The organism is Phaeobacter italicus, assembly GCF_019801785.1.
In the GTDB taxonomy this organism is placed as follows: Bacteria; Pseudomonadota; Alphaproteobacteria; order Rhodobacterales; family Rhodobacteraceae; genus Phaeobacter; species Phaeobacter italicus.
On sequence record NZ_JAHVIJ010000004.1, the window covers coordinates 175878 to 198753 of the forward strand.

Sequence of the window (22876 nt, forward strand, 5' to 3'; positions counted from 1 at the left end):
TGCGGCGCCGCATTGCAGCGCGAGCTTTCTGCGCGCGCAAAATTCTCTTGCGAATGACAGCGCAACTTCATAACAATCAAGCCGATCAATACGACATTTCATTACCCAGAGGTCGCCGACATGAGCTTTCGCATCCAACCCGCCGCCCCGGCCCGCCCCAATCGCTGCCAGCTGTTTGGCCCCGGCTCCAACACCAAGCTGTTCCCCAAAATGGCGGCGTCGGCGGCAGATGTGATCAACCTGGACCTCGAAGACTCCGTGGCCCCTTCGGACAAGGATATTGCCCGCGCCAATGTGATCGAGGCGCTCAATACCGTTGATTGGGGCAACAAATACATGTCGGTGCGCATCAACGGGCTGGATACGCCCTATTGGTACCGCGATGTCGTGGATCTGCTGGAGCAGGCAGGCGACCGCATCGACCAAATCATGATCCCCAAAGTGGGCTGCGCCGAGGATGTCTATGCCGTGGACGCGCTGGTCACCGCGATTGAACGCGCCAAGGGCCGCAGCAAACCCGTGTCATTCGAGGTCATCATCGAATCTGCAGCAGGCATCGCCCATGTCGAAGCCATCGCCGCCTCCAGCCCCCGCCTTCAGGCGATGTCACTGGGCGCGGCGGATTTCGCGGCCTCAATGGGTATGCAGACCACCGGGATCGGCGGCACGCAGGAAGACTACTACATGCTGCGCGCGGGCGAAAAACACTGGTCCGATCCCTGGCACTGGGCGCAGGCCGCCATTGTCGCCGCCTGCCGCACGCATGGCATCCTGCCGGTGGACGGGCCGTTCGGCGATTTCTCCGATGACGAGGGCTACATCGCGCAGGCCAAACGCTCTGCCACCCTTGGCATGGTGGGCAAATGGGCCATCCACCCCAAACAGATCGCGCTGGCCAATCAGGTCTTCACCCCGTCGGATGAAGCGGTCTCCGAGGCCCGCGAGATCCTGGCCGCGATGGAAACGGCCAAGGCCAATGGCGAAGGTGCCACGGTCTACAAGGGCCGGCTGGTCGATATCGCCTCCATCAAACAGGCAGAGGTCATTGTCGCGCAGTCAGAGCTGATCGCCCAAAGCTGAGCCAACCCGGCACCTGCGGGCCTCCCCAACGTGGGTGCCGACCCAACAGAGGCTGTTTGCCAAGACAGGCAGACGCAAAAGGCAGAGCCGAATGACTGATCTGACCCTTCTGCACACAGCCGAGGTGCATGTCGCCACCTTTGATGCCCTCGCATCAGGGGCGGCGCTCAGCCATCTGGTCCGTTCCGACTGGCTGGCCCGCGCCCAGAACGACCCAAGCGGACTGGACGCAGGGTTGCGGGCAGAAATCACCGCAGCCATCACCAGTGCCCAGCACACAACCGGGCAGCCAGTCCTGTGCACCTGCACCACTTTGGGCGAAATCGCCGAAGCGGCAGGCGCGATCCGGCTCGACTGGCCCATGATGCAGATGGCTGCACAGATGGGCGGGCCCGTCCTGCTGACCTATTGCCTGGACAGCACTGCCATCCCGTCAACATCGCTCTTGCAGCGGGCGATGACCGACGCAGGCAACCCCCATCCGATCCTCTCGCTGGCTCTGCCCCATCTTTGGCCACTGTTCGAACAAGGTGACAGCGTGGCGTTCGCCACCGCCATCGCGCAGGCCATCACGGATTTTCTTGCCACCAGCCCCATCCCAGCAGATCATCCCACCGCTGTTGTGCTGGCGCAGGCCTCCATGGCCGGGGCTGCGGATCTCGTAGACACCGACACGCCGGTTCTCGCCTCACCCGCCATTGCCATGCAGCAGCTGCTCACCAAACGCTAGGGCCCGAGACTAGGCCTGAGCCGTCATCTTTCCCCAAATACTCATAATTCTCCGGCAGCGGCACTCAGCTGCGCAGATCCTTGGGGGATCCCATCACCACATAGGTCGTGATCGCTGTCACATAGGGCGATGTTCCCAGAATATCGGTATGAAACCGTTTGTAGCTCGGCAGATCCGCACATTCGACACGCAGAAAATACTCGATCGTGCCAGTGATGTTGTGGCACTCTACGACTTCTGGCGCCTCGGCCATCGCCCGCTCAAACGCCTGCTGCGCCTCTTTGGTATGCTCGCCCAGACCGACGCCGATATAGGTGACAAAGCCCAGCCCCATAGCCTGACGGTCCAGCACCGCGCGATAGCCGGTGATAACACCGCTGCGTTCCAGCTCCTGCACCCGGCGCAGGCAGGCCGAGGGCGACAGCCCCACCCGGTCTGCCAGGTCAAGGTTGCTGATCCGGCCATCGCGGGTCAGCTCTTGCAATATCTGCTGATTTATTCGGTCCATTTTCGCCATTAATTGCAGAGATAGCAGGCTTGCGCACAAAAACGCAATTTCATTCCCGGCTGCGCGCGTCATTCTCCGCGCCATGACTTATGAACTCTTCCTCGCCCTTGCGGGCTTTGTCTTTGGCACGGTGTTCACTCCCGGCCCGAACAATCTGATGCTGATGGCATCGGGTGCCAATTTCGGCTTTCGCCGCTCCATTCCGCATCTGACAGGTGTGGCCGTGGGCTTTCCGCTGATGATCCTGCCCGTTGGCCTTGGCGTGATGCAGCTGTTTGATGCCTTCCCGCCGCTCACATGGATCATGACAGCCCTCTCTGTGGTCTACATGCTCTGGCTGGCGTGGAAGATCGCCAATGCCGCCCCCCCGCGCGAGGGAGAGGCCCAGGGCACGCCGCTCAGCTTTGTGCAGGCCTGCGCCTTTCAGTGGGTGAACCCAAAGGCCTGGGCGATGGCACTGGGAGCCATCACCCTCTATGCGGCCAGCCGCGACCTGACGGCCATTCTCTGGGTCGCGGGCACCTATCTTCTGGTCGGCACCTTCTCTGCCTCGACCTGGACACTGCTTGGCCAGCAACTCCGCCGGCTGCTGACCAAACCAGCGCAGTTGCGGGTGTTCAACTGGACGATGGCCGCCGTCCTCCTGGCCTCACTTGCCGCGATTTTGCTGCAGCAATAGTCACTTCAACGGCAGACAGATCTCGGTCAACAGATCCTCGGGCGCCACCGTCTGGGGATCGTTCAGATAGATCTCATAGCAGGGCAGGTCTGCGGGCTCCTCGCCTGATTTGGGCAACCAGGCCCCGAACAGATCGCCATAGGCACCGTGAATGCCAGAGTATGGCCCCTTGTAGGTCATCACCGCTGTCCTGCCACCGCGCAGCGTCAGCTGCTCCATCCCGTCCGGCGCATCTTCCAGATCGCTCGACGCCCCCGCATAGCTGCGCAGATCGCTCTCTGCTACGGTGTCCGGCGCATCAAGATAGACCCCGATCATCTCTCGCATCCGCGGCCACAGCCCGCGCGAGGAACAGATGGCGGCAAAACTCTCGAAACTGCGACCAATTTCGCCATATGCCCCCTTGTGGGCCACGGCGGTCAGGGTGCGGGCAGGTTCGTTGCGAATGTCGACGGGATACATGGGCGGTCCTTTCTGCAAAAGCGTCTGATCAAAGGGCAGAAGACGGCCCGCCTTGCGAAAGGCCGCAGGCGTCATGCCATAGGCCTCGGCAAAGACCCGCGCAAAGGATCGGCTGTTGGGATACCCCACCTGATAGGCCACCCGGTCGATGGACTCATCTCCCTGCACCAGCGCCATTGCAGCCAGATGCAGCCTGATCCGGCGCACCATCTGCGCGCAGGTCTCCCCGGTCAGAGCCCGAAACACCCGATGCCAGTGAAACCGAGACATCGCAGCCACATCCGCCAGAGCATCCAGCGACAAATCCCCGGCTGGGTTGTCATAGATATGTTCCAGCACACGCAAAATGCGGTCTTCGTAGGAATGTGCCATCGCAAATTGGTCCTCTTCTGCTGGTCTTTGGGTGCCATAGCAACTGTTCACAAATCTTGCTGAGTTGCATCTACCGCCGCGTAAGGCCATATATCGGTCAAACCGCCCGAGTGAGACGACATGACCCAGTACCTGGACTTTGAAAAACCGCTGGCCGAGATCGAAGGCAAAGCAGAAGAGCTGCGCGCGCTGGCCCGTGCCAATGAAGAGATGGATGTAGCCGAAGAAGCTGCCGCTCTGGACGCCAAGGCGGCTCAGCTGCTGGTGGACCTCTACAAGGATCTGACCCCCTGGCGCAAATGCCAGGTTGCCCGTCACCCAGAGCGGCCCCATTGCCGCGACTACATTGACGCGCTGTTCACCGAATACACCCCTCTGGCTGGGGACCGCAACTTTGCGGATGACCTCGCCGTGATGGGTGGCCTGGCCCGTTTCAACGACCAGCCGGTTGTGGTGATCGGCCATGAAAAGGGCTCTGACACCAAGGCCCGCATTGCCCACAACTTTGGCATGGCCCGCCCCGAAGGCTACCGCAAGGCGATCCGCCTGATGGAAATGGCCGGCCGGTTCGGTCTGCCAGTTGTGACCCTCGTGGATACCGCTGGCGCCTATCCCGGCAAGGGAGCAGAAGAGCGCGGCCAATCCGAGGCCATCGCGCGCTCGACCGAGATGTGCCTCAAGATCGGCGTGCCGCTGATCTCCATCATCATCGGCGAGGGTGGCTCTGGTGGCGCCGTTGCCTTCGCAACCGCCAACCGCGTTGCCATGCTGGAACACTCCATCTACTCGGTGATTTCGCCCGAAGGCTGCGCCTCCATTCTGTGGAAAGATGCCGAAAAGATGCGCGAAGCTGCCGAGGCGCTTCGCTTGACGGCGCAGAACCTCCGCGAACTCGCCGTGGTTGACCGGGTGATCCCTGAACCGCTCGGCGGGGCGCACCGCGATGCGGATGCCGCTTTCTCTGCGGTTCGCGCAGCGCTGGCTGAAATGCTCAAGGAGCTGAGCGGCAAGGACGCCGCAGAACTGGTCAAGGATCGTCGTCAGAAGTTCCTGGCGATTGGCTCCAAGGGCCTGGCCGCCTGAAGCCAACCAACCCTATGATCTGATTACGAAACCCCGGCCCCAGCGCCGGGGTTTTTGCTGTTGCGCGCTTGGACGGGCACGCAGGAAAGGGAACATTTGGACAGGCCTGCGCATTGATCTCACACCTGCCCCCTACCGCGTCAGGAGCGTACCAATGCCGGATCATCAGACCCGAGATCACCAAAACACCGCAACATCTGCCAACACGTCGACCGCGAAGGGCCTCGCCGCACGCGCCCTGCCCTCGCAGTCGACACGCGACGAGATCCTCGACCAGATCAATCCGGATGATTTTTCCTGGGCCGTGCCAATCATGCGCGCAGGCTACGCAGGCCGTGCGCTGGTGTATCTGACGGTCGCGGGCACTTCGCTCTGGTCGATCTGGCAGGGCGGTGAGGCCAACAGCACCACGGATGCGCTACGCTGGCTGGACGACGGGATTGGCCTCGCGGTGCTGCTGCTGATCATCCTCGGCCTCTCGGCCTATGCGCTATGGCGGGTCGTGGACAGCGTCTGGGATCTCGAGGCCTATGGATCTGGCCTCAAGGGCATGATCGCCCGCGCAGGCATGATTGTGACGGGTCTGGTGCACCTGGCGATGGCTGGCCTTGCTCTGACCGTTCTGGTCGGCAGCCGCTCGGGTTCTGGCAGCGGCATCACCGACGCCGCCGCGTCTTCGGCCGGGACAGCAATCCTGGCAGTGGTCGGCCTGCTGACACTTGGAGCGGGGGGATACTACCTGCACAAGGCCTGGAGCGAGGGCTACCGCAACCACCTGCGCGGCAATCCGATCACGCTGCGGCTCAATACGCTGCTCAAGATCGGCGTGGCCGCAAATGGTGCGGTGATCGGCATCATCGGGCTGCTGATCCTGCAGGCTGCGCTGTCGGCCTCGGCAGAAAATCCCGAAGGGATCGGCAGTGTCTTTGACTGGCTGCGCGAACAGATGTTCGGCCAGATCCTTGTCACCAGCCTTTGCCTGGGCCTGCTCGGGTTTTCGCTCTTTTGTGCCGTCAACGCGCTTTACCGCATCGTGCCCAAGGCCAGCGATCGCGGCACGCAAACGCTGCGCGACGCATTGAGCAGCGGTTAACCCGCCAAAAGACGCAGCCCCTGCGTCACGTCAGAACGAACCGCCAGCCGCAGGCCGGGCTCATCCCCGGCCTTCAGCGCTGCAATGATCAACTTGTGATTCTGCGGTGGTTCCGTCCGACGCAGCCGACCATAAAGCGCGCGCATGGTCGGCCCCAGCTGCAGCCAGACAGTTTCCGCCATCGCCAGCATGGCAGGCGCCTGCGCCCGCAGATACAGGGTGCGGTGAAATTCCAGATTGGTGCGAAGATAGCCCACCGCATCCCGCTTCGAGATCATCTCGGCCACATTCGAGTTGATGCTCTGGAGACGGTCAATCAACGCCATATGCGCCCGAGGCAGCGCACGGCTGGCCAGCTCCACCTCAAGAAGCGCGCGCAGGGCGGCCAGCTCCTCGATCCGCTCGTTGGTCAGCTCAGGCGTGGACACGCGCCCCGACGTCGACAGAAACAGCGCCCCTTCCGCGACCAGTCGGCGGACCGATTCGCGCGCGGGCGTCATCGAGACATCAAACTCCTTGCCGATCCCCCGCAACGTCAGCGCAGCGCCGGGCGCCAATTCGCCATGCATGATCCGCGTCCGCAACGCGCGATACACCCGATCATGGGCAGATCCGGTGGACAGTTCAGCAGCAGGGCGAGCAGGCATAGACATGACAGCGGTTGTGATCACAAAACAGCGGCCCGTCAATCAAAAGGGCGACACCCCGGCGACAATCTGCGCCTCAGAACCGAAAGCGGTGCAGATGATTGCCCTCACTGCGCAGCCAGCCCCGGGCCCCGTCATAGTTGCCATATAGCCCCTGCACGAGATCCCAGAACGCCTGCGAGTGATTCATCTCCTGCAGATGGGCGACCTCATGCGCGGCCACGTAACGCAGCACTTCAGGCGGCGCGAGGATGAGCCGCCAGGAATACATCAACGCCCCTTCCGACGAACAGGACCCCCAGCGCGACCGCGTATCGCGGAGCGTGATCCGGCTGTAAGACCGCCCCAAAGCGGCAGAATAGCGGTCTGATGCCTCTGCCAGCCGATCGCGGGCCAGTTCCTGCAAGTACCGCTGAATGCGACGGCCAGGACCGGCATCGCTGCGCAGATCGGGCACCATCAACGCGCCATCCTGCAACAGAATGCGGCGACCAGATCCCGCGACGATCCGACGGGGCTGGCCATCAATGGGCAGCACCGCACCAAAGGTCACGGCAACAGCCTCGGGCCGTCCTGCCAGATGGCTGCGGATCCAGCTTTCCTTTTCCCGGGCAAAGGCCAGCGCCTCACGGTCCGGCACCCGCGTCGGCAGGGTCAGCGTCACCCGTCCATCCAGCCCTGAGATGCGCAGGCTGATCCGGCGCGCCCGCGCAGAGCGGCGCAGCGTCAGCGGAACCGGCGGATCTCCCGGCAGGTGATGATCAGCCATGAAGGCCTCCCCTTTTGGCAAAGGCTTTGACAGCACCCGGCGCATATGGCAAGGCACCTGAATCGTCGAACCGACTCAGCAGAAAATCAAGGGGATCCACATGCCCAAGGAAGAATGGGGTGTAAAGCGCGTTTGCCCGACGACCGGCAAACGTTTTTACGACCTGAACAAGAACCCGATCGTCAGCCCCTACACCGGTGAGGTTGTCGAACTGGACAGCGGCAAAAGCCGCATGATCGAAGCCGACGCAGAGGACGCCGCAAGCCGCAAGGCAAAAGACACCGTCGACGCCGATGACGTGGTACTGGACGATGCAGATGACGTCGATATGGACCTCGGTGACGACGTCCTGGACGATGATGATGACGAGGATAACGTCTCCCTCGACGAGATCGCAGACGTCGCGTCCGAAGACGACGATTCCTAAGGTCTTCAGACCCTTGGGGGAGGTTTAACCACCTCCCCCGGACCTCCCTTTTGCCTCTCGATCGCGGTGTTCCGCTCGCTCTGGATGGGAAGTCAAAAAAATTGTGACAGGGATGCATTTTCCGCTTGCGGCCCGCCGCCCTGTCCCGTAAATCACCGTCACACACCGCGACGCAGCATCGCAGAGCGGTTGGTTTGGGGCCTTAGCTCAGCTGGGAGAGCGCCTGCATGGCATGCAGGAGGTCAGCGGTTCGATCCCGCTAGGCTCCACCAAACATCCTTCTCTGAAAACTCAATCCAGCCTCCCTCTCGGGATCAGCTTGCCTTTTGTTTGCGCGCCAAACAGGTCCGGCCGCTATATCCGCGCGCGGCATGTCAGATCACCCCGCCAACCGCAGGAGCGCTTAGGCAAAAACGATCTCAGGCGCGATGATCCGACTGATCTGCCCGCCCGTGTTCACGGCCTCATAAGTCGATCTTGGCGGCCGGGCAGCACCATCAACGCTGCGCAGAACCCAACTCTTCGCCTCCATCGCCTTCAGCGACTGCGACAATGCCCGGTCGGTAATGTTTGGCAGCTGCTGCTTGATGTCGGTGAAATGTCGCGCCTCATGCAGAGAGCCGAGAACCGGCAAAGTCCAGGATCGGCGCAACAGGGGCCAATCGGCCTCTGCCGCAACATCGCGCACCCGGTCAGCCATCGCTGCAACGGTCCTGCCCAGCGGCGTCAGCCGGAACTCTGGCCGCAACGGATGCCCGTAGCCCGGATTGCGCTCGAGAAGGCCCAGCTCAATCAGATGATCGAGACTTTGCGCAAAGGCCGTCCGCCCTGCCCCCGTGGCCGCCAAGAGCGGCGCCTGCCGCCCCGCGACACCCGAATGCAGGCTCGACAAGATGGGCATCGCCCAGGCCCTTGAGGTGATGTTGACAAACAATCCAATGTCCATAAAGTATAGTTAGTATATTTTTAAAAGATAGGAAACCCCATGTCCCTTATTTCCGTTGATCAGACCATCACCATCGCCATGTCCGTTGCAGATCGCCACGCAAGCGCGAAATGGTACGAAACCATGCTCGGGTTTGAGCTGTTGTATCACGCAGATGACGCGGGCTGGTCCGAGGTTCAGACAAACACCCCGGGCGTTGTCATCGGGTTCGGTGAACACACCAAGCCAGCGCCGGGAAACTGCGTGCCTGTCTTTGGGATTGCCGATCTGGACACCGCCCGACACAAGCTGGAGCAGGCTGAGGTGAAATTTGACGGCGACACTGACGTCATCGAGGGCATGGTCAAAACCGCGACCTTCTATGACCCCGATGGCAATGCGCTGATGCTCGCGCAGGATCTGACAGGCGGGAACGAATAAGACGCAGCTCCAGATCAGCACGCCACCCATAAAGGCCAGTGGTCGCTCCGGTCTTTCCGGTCGCAGGCTGCGCTTATCAGGCTCTAACAGGGGCAAATACTGAAAAAGAAGAGAGGTCTGCGCCCCCCAGCGCAGACCTCTCCGGCCCGGCGGGCCCTGATCCGGGGGAGGGATGACATCCCCGGATCAAACCAAATCAGCATTCAGACATTCATTGCCGCAAGGCTGGCAGACATTCGACCAATCAGCGCGTCATCCTCGCCGCCGATCAGGATGTAGCGATACCCGCCTTGCTGCCACAACGCCGCGCTCAACCCCTCCATTCGGCGCAATTCTGGCGCGCGTTCTGCCCCCTCTTCGGCCCGCATGATGCACAGCGCCAGCGGGTCCCCCGTGCTGGTCAGAAAAGCAAGCTGGATCAGGGGCTGCCCCTCAAAGCTCAGGATCTGCGAGCGGGCAAAGCGCACGTCCGGAAAGATCTGCAAATGTTCGACCGACATGCTCTTGCCGATAGAGGCCGCGACCCGGTCCAGCTCTGCCTGCTGCAACGGGGTCGGCACGTCGATATGGGCAAGCGTGCTATTGGAATAAAGCGCCTGATAGGCGGCAACATATTCTGCCCAACCATCGCGCGACGGGCTTAATGCGGCCCCCAGAAACACCCCCACCACCAAGGCGGCGGCAACCGCCCCACCCCAGAAACCCGACCTCAGGCCCGCTCTGCCGTGGGGGGCTGGGTCTGCAATCTGACCCGACCAGCCGCCGTGCCGCGCACCCGGGGAAAGGACTGCAACAGACCGCAGGCCCGCCTCAGGTTGCAGGTCCGCAAACCCCTCGGCCAGCGCCGCCCTGTCAATTTCCAACGCCGCCAACCGCGCCTGCAACGCGGGATCCTGCGCCAGGGCGGCGGTGATCTCTGCCACGGGCGCGAAATCCGCTTCCCCATCCAGATAGGCGACCAGTTCCTCGTCCGTGAAATATCTATCGTGCATTCCGCCCCCCTTTCTCAGTGCGGAACTTCTGCGCCAGAACGGCCCGCGCAGCCGCCAACCGGCTCATCAGGGTGCCGACAGGAACATCCAGGATCATGGCAGCATCCCGATAGGAATAGCCTTCGACATAGACCAGAACCACCGCCTGGCGCTGCACCTCCGGCAGATGCAGGACGGCCTGCAACAGTTCGCGCCGTTCTTGCAGCACGTCACTGTCCTGCGTGGGGTCAACGATCTCTGCCGTCTCGATCCCGACCAGTCCATTGCCGCTGCGCACCTGCCTGTGTCTCACCTCTGTCACCCATAGATTATGGGCAATGCGAAACACCCATCTGTCCAGATGCGAGTCCGGCTGAAACTGGTCGGCCCGCTCCATCGCCCGCAAACAGGCCGCTTGCGCCAGATCGTCGGCCTCTGGCCGTGATCCCGTAAGGCTGAGCGCATATCGCCAGACCCGCGGGAACACTTGGCTCAGCCCCTCGCGTACAGCCGCATCAGAAGGTTTACGCCTGAAAAACGACACCATCGCCCGACCTCACCCTCTGCCAGTATCTGTCAGATCAGGGGTCGGGCGCAGGCTCATTTCTGAAACACCATGCGGACCGTGACGGGAACAGCGCGGGTGATACTGTCCAGACTTGCGAGCTCCTTCAGCGTGTCGATACCCGCATCAATGCCCAGATCATCCGTGGACAGAACGATGAAATCGGCCGTCGTCACCAGCACCTTGTCCTCGCCCAGCCGTGCGACCAGCATCTCGGCTTCGACATCCGCCTCCACCCCGGCGAAACTCAGCACCCCCTCAAAATCGGTCAACGCGGTATCGCCCACCGCCAGACCTTCGAAATCATCCAGCTCGACCGAACCGCTCAGCACCGCAGTCGGGGCAGCCGCGCGAAAAACATGTTCGATCATGCGTTCGTTTCGGATGTCGATGTTCGTCTCGACAGAGCCGAGATCAATGCTGATGGTGACAGCGCCATCTTCGCCAACCGTTCCGGCGACAGAGGTGAAATGATGCACCTCGCCATAGTCATTGCCCTTGATAGAGCCGAATGCCACCCGCGATTGATCCTCAACCGCAGACCAGACGCTGTGCCCGCCCGCAAAGGCGGCGCTGGCTGACACCACACAGGCCGCTACGCATGCCAACAATTTCTTCATGTGCCTTCTCCCAAGAGACCAGAACAAAAACGTTCCTATGAGACACAACGCGCCAGCGCCGGAATCCATCTGAACTTTTTTGCCCGCCCCTGCATTTTTGCGAACACTTGCACCATGCCCGATCCAGCCGGGCATGTGGCTGCACGTTCGCTCACATCTGGGAGAGGGAGAGCGCAGGCGACAAACGCCACCCTGCGGCTCAGGACAGGACGTCGACGCCAGAGAGGTCAGCCGAAATCCGGATCAGCGGGCCGGTCACACCGGGACAGAGCCGCCCCAGCCCCGCCAGCCCCATCAGTTCGGCCGGGACACGCGTCGCTGCCGCCAGCGCCTGTTCCAACGGCACGCCGACCTTGTGGTGCAGCACCCGCAGCGCCGTGATCAGATCCAGATCCGCCCCGGCCAATGTGCCATCGGCCAGCGTCAGTCGGCCGTCCACACGGCAGATCTGTCGGCCTTCCAGCTCAAACGCGGTCTGATCTGTTCCCGCAGGCGCCATCGCGTCACTCACAAGAAAGATCTGCCCCGGTCCCCGCTTTGCAGCCCAGGCCGCGCGCATGGCTTCGGGGTGGACATGGATCGCATCGGCAATCAGACCCGCGCTCAGATCACCACTGGCCAGAACAGCCCCCACGAGACCCGGCTCGCGATTGCCAAGCTGGCTCATGGCATTGAACAGATGGGTGGCGCAACGCGCGCCCGCCTCGGCATATCTGAGGCAGGTCGCAAACCCGGCGTCCGTATGCCCCAATGACACCACAGCCCCGGCTGCAACCAATGCCCTGACCTGATCCGTGGTGGCGTTCTCCGGCGCAAGCGTCAGCATCAGCGCAGGCAAGTCCTGCGCAGCCGCAATCAATGCCGCAAGATCGGCCTCTTCCATCGGGCGGATAAGCGCGGCGTCATGCGCGCCCTTCCGAGCCACCGACAGATGCGGCCCCTCCAGATGCAGCCCGGCAATCCCCGGCACTCCCGCAGCAATCGCGGCCTTGGCGGCCGCAATCGCAGCAACGGTCTTCTCCCGCGTGTCCGTGATCAGGGTTGGCAGAATTGCCGTCGCGCCAAGCCCGCGATGGGCCAGAGCAATCCGACGCAGCGTATCAACCGATGGATCATCATTGAACATGACCCCGCCGCCGCCATTCACCTGCAGATCCACAAAGCCCGGCGCCACAATGTCACCGCCCAGATCCACCCTTTCTCCCGCGCCAAGGCTGGCCACAGGTCCGATCGCGGCCACGCCCCCATGTTCGACGCGCAGGCCAAGCCCCTCTTGCAAGGCCACACCGTCAAAGACGGATCCACCGTGATAGATGGTTGCCGGGCCGCTCATACCGTTTCCGTCACTTTGCGCAGATGGCGGGGCGCATCCGGGTTGATCCCGCGCTGCACCGCGACCTGCTCAACCATCGCATAGAACGAGACGATGGCCGCCACCGGGTCAGTCAGCCAGTGATCGGTCCTGACATGGGGCAGCTCTTGCGCGGTCTTGACCAACGGGCTGGTCGCAAACACCTGCGCGCCCTTGGCCGCCAGCGTATCAGCCACCTCCGCCAACAGCGGCTCTGCCGCATCCTTGGCAGCAAAGGCAATCACCGGAAAGCCACCCGCCACAATCGACACCGGCCCATGCAGCACCTCGGCCGAGGAATAGCTCTCTGCATGGATCTGGCAGGTTTCCTTGAACTTCAGCGCCGCCTCATTGGAAATCGCCATGCTCGGCCCCCGCCCCAGCGTGAACAGCGAACTTTGCGTGACCGCCTGGGCAGCGGCGCTCCAATCACACCGCGTGGCCTTGTCGAGATGCTCGGGCAAGCTGCGCAAAGCCGCCAACAAATCGCCATCGCCTTTCAGTTCTGCCAGCAGCCACAGACCAGCCACCAGCGAGGTGACAAAGGTCTTGGTCGCCGCCACACTGCGTTCTGGTCCCGCATGCAGCGGCAGCGCCGCCTCAGCTGCCAGGGCAAGCGGCGAACTCGGATCATTGGTAATCGCCACCGTACTGGCGCCAGAGGCGCGCGCGCTCTTGGTCAGCTGCACGATGTCCGGGCTCTGGCCGGACTGGGACACCGACAGGCACAACGCGCCCGCAGCCTTCAACTCAGCCCCATAGACAGAGGCGACAGACGGGCCAACCGAGGCCATAGGCAGGCCAAGCAGCAGCTCGCTTGCGTATTTCAGATAGGTGCAGGCATGGTCGGACGAACCGCGCGCCGCAGAGATCACGAACCGCGGCCCCTCCCGCTCGGCAACAGCCACAGCCGCAGCCAGCGCATCGGTGCCCTTGGTCAACAGACGCTCAACGGCGACAGGGATTTCTTCGATTTCCTGACGCATCAGGGTGGGGTTCGGGGTCATCGTGGCAGCCTTTCCATCAGGTGTCCGGATCACGGTGTCAGCCGCAGCTCTGCCACGAAATCGTAGGCATCACCGCGATAATTGGATCTGGTGAACTCAGCCACGCGGCCGCTCTCAAGATATGAGATCCGCTGAATGCTGAGCCCGGCCACACCCTCGGCAACCCCCAAGAGGGTCGCATCTTCTTCCGCCAGGTTGACGGCTGAAATCTTTTGAATTGCGCGCACTGGCCTACTGCCGCTTTCGCCAAGCAGATCGTAAAGAGAATCGCGCACCGCCAGCGGGTTGGGCAGGATATCCAGCGGCAGCGAGGCCCGCTCAACCGCCATCGGCCTCCCCCCCGCCTCGCGCAGGCGACAGATCCGCGCCACCTGCCCATCCGCAGGCAGGCCCAGCACCTCTATTTCCTCGGCAGACGGCAGAAAGACGCCCCGCTCCAACCACTTGGAGCTGGTCTCCATCCCGCGATGGCGCATGTCCTCGGTAAAGGACGTCAGATGCGACAGCGACTGCTCAAGCCGCGGCGCCGCATCCCGCACGAAAGAGCCGGACCCCTGCCGCTGCACAATCGCCCCCTGCTTGACCAGCTCCTGAATGGCTTTGCGCACGGTGGCGCGGGACAGACCGGTGATATCGGCGATCTCGCGCTCTGGCGGCAGCGAAGAGTTGGGCGGCAGAACGCCATCCTCAATTCCCTGCTCCAGCCTCTGCCGCAGACGCACGTATCGCGGCCCACCGCTGGTTTCGAGCCACTCATCTGGGGAAAGAAACGCCGCCGCATTCATTGTGCCTGCTCCTTCTGAAGCGCGTAAGCCAGCGCAATCGCACCCTCGATCGGCGCTCCCTTGGGCGCAACAATCGCGGCCTGCGCCTCTGGTGGGAGATAGGGCGCATAAAGCGGACCAATCCCGCCCGTCAGGCACAACGCCATCTGCGGTGTCCATCCCATCGCGCCCAGCGCCTGCCACAGATAGGCTGCGCCTTCCCGCATCAACCCTTGGCCAGCCACATCCCCGGCCTGCGCAGCCGCAGTCACCCGCCGCGCGATCTGACCCAGCTCATGTGGCGGGGCCTCAGCGGCAAAGGCAACGATGCCGCCCGTGCCGTCATAATCCGCAAGCAAGCGTCGGGTCAGATCGCTTTGCTCCGCAAGGCCATCATGGGCGTTCAGCGCCACCGCAAGAGCCCGGCGACCAATCCACTGCGCCGACGCCTCGTCGCCCAGAACAGGCCCCCACCCTCCGGCAAAGCGACGCGCCCCACCCGCTTGCAAGGCCAGAAACGATCCGGTGCCACAATGGGCAATCGCCCCGTCTGCGTCGCCATGCGCACCCGCCAGGGCAGGATGGCGATCATCTTCCACCCGCACGACCTGAAACGGCAGATCCGCCGCAACGCGGGCGGCGATTCGCGGGCTCGCAACACCGGCCAGACCAAGATACGCAGGCGCCCCGTACAGCGCCTCTGCGCCGCCGGTCACATGGCTCGCCAGCTCGGCAATTCCGTCACGAAGACGGCCAAGGGCGCCATCGTAGTCACTGCTTACATTGGCAGGGCCAACCTCAACGACACATCGCCCCTGCGCACTAACGCAGGCGATCCGACAGGTTGTTCCGCCACCGTCAACGGCGACCACAGGGGAAAGGATTGGATGAGGATATGGCAGGTTCATGACCATACCTATACGCATCCACCACCCTCGTGTAAATACCAAAACCAGTCCAATATACTCCAAAACCAGACCTAACAGACTGTTTTCACCAACCAATTACGCTTCAAAAAATATTTGTAGACAAATGGTACTGTATAGGTATGCTTTTGGCCAACGAGGAGAGAAACCGTGCTGCCACACACCACAGAGCAAGTGCACCCGGATGCGCACAAGCTGAGCGATGCCACGCTGAAAGACGCCGCCCGCGCCCTTGCCAAGGGGCAGAGAGAGGCCGCAGAAGCGCCCCAGCAGGCCATCTCCGCCATCTGCAGCGGCGCCAGCGCAATGGCGCGCAGCCTCACCTCTGACGGATCGCTCTATTATGTCGCGGCGGGCTCCTCCGGCCTGATGGCGGCAGCAGATGCAATGGAACTGGGCGGCACCTTCAGCATTGATGAAAGCCGCATCCATATCCTGATGGCCGGCGGCCTTCCCCAATCCGCTCATATGCCCGGCGACACAGAGGATGACATCCACGGCCTCTCGGAACAGCTCGCACAGCTGGGCCCGCAGGACACGGTGATCGCCGTATCCGCCAGCGGCACAACCCCCTTCACACTGGAAGCCGCGCGTCTGGCGGGGGCCGCGGGGGCCGCATTGATCGGCATCGCAAACAATCCCGGCAGCCCCCTTCTGGAGCAGGCAGACCATGCCATCGCGCTTGCAACCCCGGCAGAGCTGATTTCCGGCTCGACGCGAATGGGCGCCGGCACGGCCCAGAAAATCGCTCTCAACATGCTGTCCAGCCTGATGGCGGTTGAGCTGGGCCATGTGCATGACGGCATGATGGTGAACCTGCGCGCAGACAACAGCAAACTGCGCGCCCGCGCCGTCGGCATTGTCAGCCGGATCACCGGCGCAAGCGCGACCGACGCGCAAATCGCCCTCGATCAGACCGGTGGCGCGGTAAAGCCCGCAGTGCTGATCTGCGCGGGCGCCACCTCTGTCGGACATGCGCTCACTCTGTTGCAAGACAGCGCCGGGCGGCTGCGCCCCGCGCTTTTGGAACTACCGAAAAGACAAAACAAAACAGACTAACCTTGGGAGGAAATAATGCTACGAAAGTCTCTTACCATTGCGCTGACAACAACGGCGCTGACGGCAACCGCGGCCTGGGCCGAGGATGTGACGCTCACCATCGAAAGCTGGCGCAACGACGACCTGACCCTGTGGCAGGACAAGATCATCCCCGCCTTCGAAGCCAAACACCCCGGCATCAAGGTGAAATTCACCCCCTCCGCCCCTGCGGAATATAACGCGGTGCTCAACTCCAAACTTGATGCAGGCTCTGCGGGCGATCTGATCACTTGCCGCCCCTTTGACGCCTCTCTCGCCCTGTTCGAAGCAGGCCACCTGGCCGATCTCGACGAGATGGAGGCGATGAACAACTTCTCCGACGTGGCCAAATCCGCCTGGCAGACCGATGATGGCTCCGCCAGCTTCTGCGTGCCGATGGCTTCGGTGATCCACGGGTTCATCTACAACGCCGATGCCTTTGCCGAACTCGGCATCGACGCCCCCGAGACCGAAGCAGAGTTTTTTGCCGCGCTGGAAAAGATCCGCGAAGACGGCACGTATATCCCGATGGCGATGGGCACCAACGACCAGTGGGAAGCCGCCACGATGGGCTACAACAACATCGGCCCGAACTACTGGAAAGGCGAAGAAGGCCGCCGGGCTCTGATCGCAGGCGAGCAGAAACTGACCGACGAGGCCTGGACCGCCCCCTACGCGACCCTTGCCAAATGGGCGCCCTATCTCGGCGATGGCTATGAGGCACAGACCTATCCGGACAGCCAGAACCTGTTCACCCTTGGTCGCGCCGCCATCTACCCCGCAGGCTCGTGGGAGATTTCGGGCTTCAACACCCAGGCCGATTTCCAGATGGGCGCCTTCAAACCGCCGGTCCAGAATGCAGGCGACACCTGCTATATCTCTGACCACACCGATATCGGAATCGGCATGAATGCGGCCACCGACCACCCAGAGGCCGCAAAGACCTTCCTTGCATGGGTCGGCTCGCCGGAGTTTGCGTCGATCTTCGGGAACGCCCTGCCCGGCTTCTTCCCGCTGTCCAAGGAACCTGTCGAACTGGCCGATCCGCTGGCCAAGGAATTCGTCAGCTGGCGTGGCGAGTGTGAAAGCACCATCCGCTCCACCTATCAGATCCTGTCCCGCGGCACGCCGAACCTCGAAAACGAGACCTGGGGCGCATCGGTCGCTGCCATCAAGGGCACGGCCTCGCCTGAAGAGCTGGGCGCCAAGCTGCAGGATGGCCTGGCCAGCTGGTACGCACCGCAGCAGTAACCCCTGCGCTGCAATTGTCTCCGGGCGGTGCACTGCCGCCCGGACACCTCAGGAGACTCCCCATGACCAAGCCCCGCGTCCGCTGGCATATCGCCGTCTTTCTGGCGCCTGCCGTGCTGATCTACTCTGCCGTGATGATCTTTCCGCTGTTCAATACCCTGCGGCTCGCGCTCTACAGCCGCGTCGATCAGGAGCGGATCTTCACCGGATTGGACAATTTTCGCACCCTGTTTTTTGACCCCATCTGGGCCGAGCAGTTCTGGAACGCTCTGGGCAACAACTTCTGGTTCTTCCTGGTTCATATGCTGGTACAGAACCCGATCGGCATCGCGCTCGCCGCGATCCTCAGCCATCCACGGCTTCGCTTTGCCGCGCTTTACCGCTCTGCGATTTTCATTCCCACCATCCTCAGCTTTGTCATCATCGGCTTTGCCTGGAAACTGATCCTCTCGCCGATCTGGGGCATTGCCCCCTCAATGCTGGACGCGGTTGGTCTCAAATCCCTGTTTGCCCCGTGGCTGGGCAAGGAAGAATACGCCCTCACCACATTGGCGCTCATCTCTGTATGGCAGTTCGTCGGCATTCCGATGATGCTGATCTACGCCGCCCTTCTGTCGATCCCCGAAGAAATCCTGGAAGCCGGTGAAATCGACGGCATCACTGGTCTGGCCGCCTTCTGGAAGATCAAGCTGCCGCTGATCCTGCCGTCAATCGGGATCATCTCGATCCTGACATTCGTTGGCAATTTCAACGCCTTCGACCTGATCTACGCATCCCAAGGCGCGCTGGCTGGGCCCGACTATTCAACCGATATCCTGGGCACCTTCATGTATCGCACGTTCTTTGGCTTCCAACTCCAGCTGGGCGATCCGCATATGGGGTCGGCCATCGCCGGGGCGATGTTTGCGATCATCCTCGTCGGCGTCTGTATCTATCTCTTTGGCATCCAGACCCGGATGCGCCGCTACCAGCTGTAAGGAGGTCGGACCATGAACAAGGCCCGCACAAACCCCCTAAACGCGTTCGCCATGCACGGCGCGCTGATCCTTTACACGCTGATTGCGCTGTTTCCGGTCTTTGTGATCCTCATCAACAGCTTCAAGACGCGCAAGGCGATCTTCCGCGAGCCACTGGCGCTGCCGGATGCCGACAGTTTCTCGATGATCGGCTACCAGACAGTTCTCAAACAGGGCGATTTCTTCCTCTATTTCCAGAACTCGCTGATCGTCACGGTCGCCTCACTGGCGCTTGTGCTGCTGTTTGGCGCCATGGCGGCCTATGCGCTGAGTGAATACCGCTTCAAGGGCAACACGTTGATGGGGCTGTATCTGGCCCTTGGCATCATGATCCCGATCCGCATCGGCACCGTTGCGATCCTTGAGATGATGGTGGCGACAGGACTGGTGAACACCCTCTGGGCGCTGATCCTTGTCTACACGGCCCAAGGCCTGCCGCTGGCGGTGTTCATCCTCAGCGAATTCATGAAACAGGTGAGCGACGATCTGAAAAACGCAGGCCGCATCGATGGGCTCAGCGAATACACCATCTTCTTCCGACTGGTGCTGCCCCTGGTGCGCCCGGCGATGGCCACCGTCGCCGTGTTCAACATGATCCCGATCTGGAACGATCTGTGGTTTCCGCTGATCCTGGCCCCGGCCGAAGAGACCAAGACGCTGACCCTGGGCAGCCAGGTCTTTATCGGGCAGTTCGTCACCGACTGGAACGCGGTTCTGTCGGCGCTGTCGATGGCAATCCTGCCGGTGCTGATCCTCTATGTGATCTTCTCCCGCCAGCTGATCCGCGGCATCACATCGGGGGCGGTGAAATGATCTGTTCAGCCCTTGCATCAACAGGCCTGCTCCCGTCCGCTTGGGGGCGTGAAGCGCCCCGGCTTAGGCCGCGCAAGACCGCTTGCCCTGATCTTCTTGCAGGAGTCTGCTCATGACCCGCGTCCTGATCGCAGGCCTTGGCAATATGGGCCTGTCCCACGCGCTGGCCCATCACGGCCACACCGATGCCGAAATCATCGGTCTGGTGAACCGCTCCGGCACCGTCGACCACCCCGACCTGCAGGGCTACCCTGTCTTTACCGACTTTCACGCCGCCCTGCACAAGACCAAACCGGACCTCGTGGTCGTGGCCACCTATTCCGACAGCCATGCCGACTACGCCGTGGCCGCGATGGAGGCAGGCGCGCATGTCTTTGTCGAAAAACCGCTCGCCACAACCGTCGCCGACGCCCGCCGCGTGGTGGCAAAAGCACAAGAAACCAACCGCAAGCTGGTGGTCGGCTACATTCTGCGCCACCACCCCAGCTGGGTCCGCCTGATCGCTGAAGCCCGCGGGCTTGGAGGGCCATATGTCTTTCGCCTGAACCTCAACCAGCAATCCAGCGGCGCCGAATGGGAAACCCACAAGGCGCTGATGCAGACCACCTCTCCCATCGTGGACTGCGGGGTGCACTACGTCGATGTGATGTGCCAGATCACCGACGCCGCACCGGTCCGCGTCCACGGTATGGGGCTGCGTCTGTCGGATGAAATCGCTGCCGACATGTATAACTACGGCCAGTTCCAGGTGGTGTTCGCTGATGGCTCCGTCGGCTGGTACGAGGCAGGCTGGGGGCCGATGATGTCGGAAACCGCCTTTTTTGTGAAAGACATCATTTCCCCCAACGGATCCGTCTCCATCACCGACGGCAACAAAGGCGCCTCTGCCGATGTGGACGGCCATACGCGCGTCGGCAGCATTCTGGTGCACCGCCCCGGCGGCGACCACAGCATCGACCTACCGGATGAGCCGGGCCACCAGGCCCTGTGCGATGCGGAACAGGCCTACATGCTGCGCGCCATCGCCGAAGACATTGATCTCACACGCCATATGACCGACGCCGTGCAATCCCTCGCCATCTGCCTGGCCGCGGATGAAAGCATCCGCACCGGCCAACCCGTTTCTCTTGAGGAGCCCCGCCCATGACCGCCCTGTCGCTGAAGAACGTCAACAAATCCTTTGGCCCTGTCCACGTCCTGAAAGACATCAACCTTGAGGTCGAAGACGGCGAGTTCGTGGTCTTTGTCGGCCCCTCCGGCTGTGGCAAGTCCACCCTGTTGCGGGTGATTGCAGGGCTGGAAGACGCAACATCGGGCGAAATCCATATCGCAGGCGAGCAGGTCAATCTGACCCCGCCCTCCAAACGCGGGATCGCGATGGTGTTCCAGAGCTATGCGCTCTACCCCCACCTGAACGTACGCGGCAACCTGACCCTTGCGCTGAAACAGGAACGCCAGTCCAAAGCCGTGATCGAAGAGCGCGTGGAAACCGCCAGCCGCATGCTGGGGCTGGAACCGTATCTCGACCGCTACCCGTCAGAGCTGTCCGGGGGCCAGCGACAGCGCGTTGCCATTGGCCGTGCCATCGTACGCCAGCCCAAACTGTTCCTGTTTGACGAACCGCTCTCGAACCTTGACGCGGCCCTGCGCATGAACACCCGCATCGAAATCGCCAATCTGCACCGCCAGCTGTCGGCCTCGATGATCTACGTCACCCACGACCAGACAGAGGCAATGACCCTTGCGGACAAGATCGTGGTTCTGCGCGACGGTCGGGTAGAGCAGATCGGCAGCCCGATGGATCTCTACAATGATCCGGCAAACCGCTTTGTCGCGGGCTTCCTTGGGGCGCCGTCGATGAACTTCCTGCCCGCCAGCACCCTGACGCCGGATGACCCGCGCGAAATGGGTCTGCGCCCCGAAGACATCCGCCTCGAAGGGGGTGGCCCGATTGCAGGGACGGTCTCTCACGTGGAACATCTGGGCGGCGACACCAATGTGATTTTGCAAACCCAGACCACGCCGCTCACCATCCGGCTGTTCGGCCAGCACGCCATCGCACCGGGAGAGAACGCCCAATTCGGCTACGACCCCGCCCGCGCCTATTACTTTGCACAGGACGGCCAACGCCTGCGCTGATCACCACAAGACCCCACCGCTGCAGATCCGCCTGGGCGGGTCTGCCTCCTCGTGCAGCAACCACACACCGCAGCCAACAACACACCGCAACCAACAAGTGCGTCAGCCAGTTGGCTGGCCCTGACGCGTCACAATCGCGCCAGACACCACGTCAACCGTGCCAAGCTATCCCGACCAGCTGCCAAGCATTTTCGCCCCAAACCGGGCCATCACGGTGATCCGGATGGAGGTCAGTAGCGCGGAACGATGCGGGCGTTCGCACCGATAATTCCGACGTCAGTTTTCCTGCTTAGTCAGTCCTGCAAAGCAAGTCAGCGGGCAAGAAAACTAGCCTCCAAAAGCTGATGTGTACCGCACTTCGCCTCTGGCCGGTTCTGGACCGAACGCAAGTGCCTGGACGTACTCGGTCGGCACTTCACCGAATGTAAGATCACCGGGAGATAAGAAGCCAAACCGGCTATAATAGCCAGGATCGCCCAAAAGAACACAGCCCGCGGCATTGAGTGATCGCAACCGCTCAAGACCGGTTGCGATCAATTGCCGCCCTATACCTGCGCGTTGATGTTCCGGGTGAACTGAGACTGGCCCAAGGCCGTACCATTGCCCACTGGCTTCAGAGATTTCCACCGGAGAAAAAGCGATGTGACCAACAATCTGGTCATCGCTCAAAGCAACAAGTGAGAGCGTGAGGTCGCCGTTCTTACGCAGGCCATCCACAATTCGTGGCTCACTGCCATCGCTCATTTCGACAGCAGCGAAGGCGATTTTGGTCAGTTCGTGTATCGTTGCTTCATCGCCAGGAATTTCATCACGTATTTTCATGACATTTTCGGTAGCATCTTGGGTCTTAGTTGCAAACACTCGCTTGAACCACCTGCTCCATGTCAGCGGATCTTACGAAAGTCACCATTCGTTCACCCTACAGCATCCGTCACTCTGGGCTCTGACTGGGCATTCTCTGCACTATCCGCGAAAGTCCGCCATCGTGTGCAGCTCGCAACCTGGGTCAGCGACACGACACGGGTGTCAGCTTTGACTGATCTTCAACAATGAGGGGGTAGTGGCGGACCGAGGAGGATTCGAACCCCCGACCCCTTGATTCGTAGTCAAGTACTCTATCCAGCTGAGCTATCGGTCCACTGCGGCGGGGTTTACTGGGG

Annotated in this window: 26 protein-coding genes and 2 tRNA genes; 14 read left to right on the forward strand and 14 right to left on the reverse strand. The window is 61.9% G+C overall.

Features of this window, described 5'->3' with window-relative positions:
• Nucleotides 1–120 precede the first annotated feature (120 nt).
• Both KUV39_RS11025 and KUV39_RS11030 read left to right on the forward strand, forming a co-directional pair.
• Nucleotides 121–1080, forward strand: a complete 960-nt coding sequence (locus tag KUV39_RS11025) for an L-malyl-CoA/beta-methylmalyl-CoA lyase (protein ID WP_050674387.1) — start codon at nt 121–123, stop codon at nt 1078–1080.
• Nucleotides 1081–1171: 91 nt separating this feature from the next.
• Nucleotides 1172–1810: a hypothetical protein gene (locus tag KUV39_RS11030; RefSeq protein ID WP_222459789.1), complete on the forward strand. Its 639-nt coding sequence runs from the start codon at nt 1172–1174 to the stop codon at nt 1808–1810.
• A gap of 64 nt (nt 1811–1874) precedes the next feature.
• Here KUV39_RS11030 and KUV39_RS11035 read toward each other — a convergent pair whose 3' ends face one another.
• Entirely contained in the window at nt 1875–2327 is a 453-nt protein-coding gene (locus KUV39_RS11035; RefSeq protein ID WP_037302660.1) for an Lrp/AsnC family transcriptional regulator, read from the reverse strand.
• A 73-nt stretch (nt 2328–2400) separates the two neighbouring features.
• Here KUV39_RS11035 and KUV39_RS11040 point away from each other — a divergent pair, with 73 nt between their 5' ends.
• A complete protein-coding gene (locus KUV39_RS11040; RefSeq protein WP_222459790.1) occupies nt 2401–2997 on the forward strand; it encodes a LysE family translocator in 597 nt (198 codons plus the stop codon).
• Here the strand turns inward: KUV39_RS11040 and KUV39_RS11045 are convergent, their stop codons facing one another.
• Nucleotides 2998–3831 (reverse strand): AraC family transcriptional regulator, encoded by an 834-nt coding sequence (locus KUV39_RS11045; protein WP_046211816.1) that lies wholly within the window; start codon nt 3829–3831, stop codon nt 2998–3000. It lies immediately after the preceding gene.
• A gap of 120 nt (nt 3832–3951) precedes the next feature.
• Here KUV39_RS11045 and KUV39_RS11050 point away from each other — a divergent pair, with 120 nt between their 5' ends.
• Entirely contained in the window at nt 3952–4914 is a 963-nt protein-coding gene (locus tag KUV39_RS11050) for an acetyl-CoA carboxylase carboxyltransferase subunit alpha (protein ID WP_008560016.1), read from the forward strand.
• Nucleotides 4915–5068: 154 nt separating this feature from the next.
• Nucleotides 5069–6007, forward strand: coding sequence for a DUF1206 domain-containing protein (locus KUV39_RS11055; RefSeq protein ID WP_244998335.1), 939 nt, complete (start codon nt 5069–5071; stop codon nt 6005–6007).
• Here the strand turns inward: KUV39_RS11055 and KUV39_RS11060 are convergent.
• On the reverse strand, nt 6004–6660 hold the full coding sequence (locus KUV39_RS11060; RefSeq protein ID WP_037303060.1) for a GntR family transcriptional regulator: 657 nt from the start codon (nt 6658–6660) through the stop codon (nt 6004–6006). The genes KUV39_RS11055 and KUV39_RS11060 overlap by 4 nt on opposite strands.
• Nucleotides 6661–6730: 70 nt before the next feature.
• Nucleotides 6731–7423, reverse strand: coding sequence for a M48 family metallopeptidase (locus tag KUV39_RS11065; RefSeq protein WP_222459791.1), 693 nt, complete (start codon nt 7421–7423; stop codon nt 6731–6733).
• A gap of 100 nt (nt 7424–7523) precedes the next feature.
• On the opposite strand from KUV39_RS11065, the gene KUV39_RS11070 reads away from it, so the two are divergent.
• Together KUV39_RS11070 and KUV39_RS11075 are read left to right on the forward strand one after the other, a co-directional pair.
• Nucleotides 7524–7850: a TIGR02300 family protein gene (locus KUV39_RS11070; protein ID WP_046211815.1), complete on the forward strand. Its 327-nt coding sequence runs from the start codon at nt 7524–7526 to the stop codon at nt 7848–7850.
• 196 nt (nt 7851–8046) lie between these two features.
• Nucleotides 8047–8122, forward strand: a tRNA-Ala gene (locus tag KUV39_RS11075).
• Nucleotides 8123–8253: 131 nt separating this feature from the next.
• Here KUV39_RS11075 and KUV39_RS11080 read toward each other — a convergent pair.
• Complete coding sequence (locus KUV39_RS11080) at nt 8254–8796, reverse strand: winged helix-turn-helix transcriptional regulator (RefSeq protein ID WP_222459792.1); 543 nt, start codon at nt 8794–8796, stop codon at nt 8254–8256.
• A gap of 39 nt (nt 8797–8835) precedes the next feature.
• Here KUV39_RS11080 and KUV39_RS11085 point away from each other — a divergent pair, with 39 nt between their 5' ends.
• Entirely contained in the window at nt 8836–9216 is a 381-nt protein-coding gene (locus tag KUV39_RS11085; protein WP_222459793.1) for a VOC family protein, read from the forward strand.
• A gap of 203 nt (nt 9217–9419) precedes the next feature.
• Here KUV39_RS11085 and KUV39_RS11090 read toward each other — a convergent pair whose 3' ends face one another.
• From KUV39_RS11090 to KUV39_RS11120, 7 genes are all read right to left on the reverse strand, one after another.
• Complete coding sequence (locus KUV39_RS11090; RefSeq protein WP_222459794.1) at nt 9420–10208, reverse strand: anti-sigma factor family protein; 789 nt, start codon at nt 10206–10208, stop codon at nt 9420–9422.
• A complete protein-coding gene (locus KUV39_RS11095; protein WP_222459795.1) occupies nt 10198–10734 on the reverse strand; it encodes an RNA polymerase sigma factor in 537 nt (178 codons plus the stop codon). Before KUV39_RS11095 ends, KUV39_RS11090 begins: the two co-directional genes overlap by 11 nt.
• A 53-nt stretch (nt 10735–10787) precedes the next feature.
• Nucleotides 10788–11372 carry a YceI family protein gene (locus tag KUV39_RS11100; RefSeq protein WP_008561705.1) on the reverse strand — a complete coding sequence of 195 codons (585 nt, stop codon included), beginning with the start codon at nt 11370–11372 and terminating at the stop codon, nt 10788–10790.
• A 199-nt stretch (nt 11373–11571) separates the two neighbouring features.
• On the reverse strand, nt 11572–12705 hold the full coding sequence (nagA, locus tag KUV39_RS11105; RefSeq protein ID WP_222459796.1) for an N-acetylglucosamine-6-phosphate deacetylase: 1134 nt from the start codon (nt 12703–12705) through the stop codon (nt 11572–11574).
• Nucleotides 12702–13730, reverse strand: coding sequence for an SIS domain-containing protein (locus KUV39_RS11110; protein WP_222459797.1), 1029 nt, complete (start codon nt 13728–13730; stop codon nt 12702–12704). The genes nagA and KUV39_RS11110 overlap by 4 nt, the downstream gene beginning before the upstream one ends.
• A 29-nt stretch (nt 13731–13759) precedes the next feature.
• Nucleotides 13760–14515, reverse strand: a complete 756-nt coding sequence (locus KUV39_RS11115) for a GntR family transcriptional regulator (RefSeq protein WP_008560113.1) — start codon at nt 14513–14515, stop codon at nt 13760–13762.
• A complete protein-coding gene (locus KUV39_RS11120; protein ID WP_244998336.1) occupies nt 14512–15420 on the reverse strand; it encodes a glucosamine kinase nucleotide-binding domain-containing protein in 909 nt (302 codons plus the stop codon). Before KUV39_RS11120 ends, KUV39_RS11115 begins: the two co-directional genes overlap by 4 nt.
• A gap of 150 nt (nt 15421–15570) precedes the next feature.
• Between KUV39_RS11120 and KUV39_RS11125 the strand changes: the two genes are divergently transcribed.
• The 6 genes from KUV39_RS11125 (at nt 15571) to KUV39_RS11150 (ending at nt 21716) form a co-directional block, all read left to right on the forward strand.
• Nucleotides 15571–16479, forward strand: a complete 909-nt coding sequence (locus KUV39_RS11125) for an N-acetylmuramic acid 6-phosphate etherase (RefSeq protein WP_222459798.1) — start codon at nt 15571–15573, stop codon at nt 16477–16479.
• 15 nt (nt 16480–16494) lie between these two features.
• Nucleotides 16495–17748 (forward strand): ABC transporter substrate-binding protein, encoded by a 1254-nt coding sequence (locus KUV39_RS11130; RefSeq protein ID WP_222459799.1) that lies wholly within the window; start codon nt 16495–16497, stop codon nt 17746–17748.
• 62 nt (nt 17749–17810) lie between these two features.
• Nucleotides 17811–18725 carry a carbohydrate ABC transporter permease gene (locus KUV39_RS11135; protein ID WP_008560149.1) on the forward strand — a complete coding sequence of 305 codons (915 nt, stop codon included), beginning with the start codon at nt 17811–17813 and terminating at the stop codon, nt 18723–18725.
• Between the two features lie 12 nt (nt 18726–18737).
• A complete protein-coding gene (locus tag KUV39_RS11140; RefSeq protein ID WP_046212200.1) occupies nt 18738–19577 on the forward strand; it encodes a carbohydrate ABC transporter permease in 840 nt (279 codons plus the stop codon).
• A 112-nt stretch (nt 19578–19689) separates the two neighbouring features.
• Nucleotides 19690–20724, forward strand: a complete 1035-nt coding sequence (locus KUV39_RS11145) for a Gfo/Idh/MocA family protein (protein WP_222459800.1) — start codon at nt 19690–19692, stop codon at nt 20722–20724.
• Nucleotides 20721–21716, forward strand: a complete 996-nt coding sequence (locus KUV39_RS11150; protein WP_050674376.1) for an ABC transporter ATP-binding protein — start codon at nt 20721–20723, stop codon at nt 21714–21716. The genes KUV39_RS11145 and KUV39_RS11150 overlap by 4 nt, the downstream gene beginning before the upstream one ends.
• A 327-nt stretch (nt 21717–22043) precedes the next feature.
• Here the strand turns inward: KUV39_RS11150 and KUV39_RS11155 are convergent, their stop codons facing one another.
• Both KUV39_RS11155 and KUV39_RS11160 read right to left on the reverse strand, forming a co-directional pair.
• On the reverse strand, nt 22044–22538 hold the full coding sequence (locus KUV39_RS11155; RefSeq protein ID WP_222459801.1) for a GNAT family N-acetyltransferase: 495 nt from the start codon (nt 22536–22538) through the stop codon (nt 22044–22046).
• A 239-nt stretch (nt 22539–22777) separates the two neighbouring features.
• Nucleotides 22778–22854: transfer RNA gene (locus KUV39_RS11160), tRNA-Arg, on the reverse strand.
• Between the last annotated feature and the right edge of the window lie 22 nt (nt 22855–22876).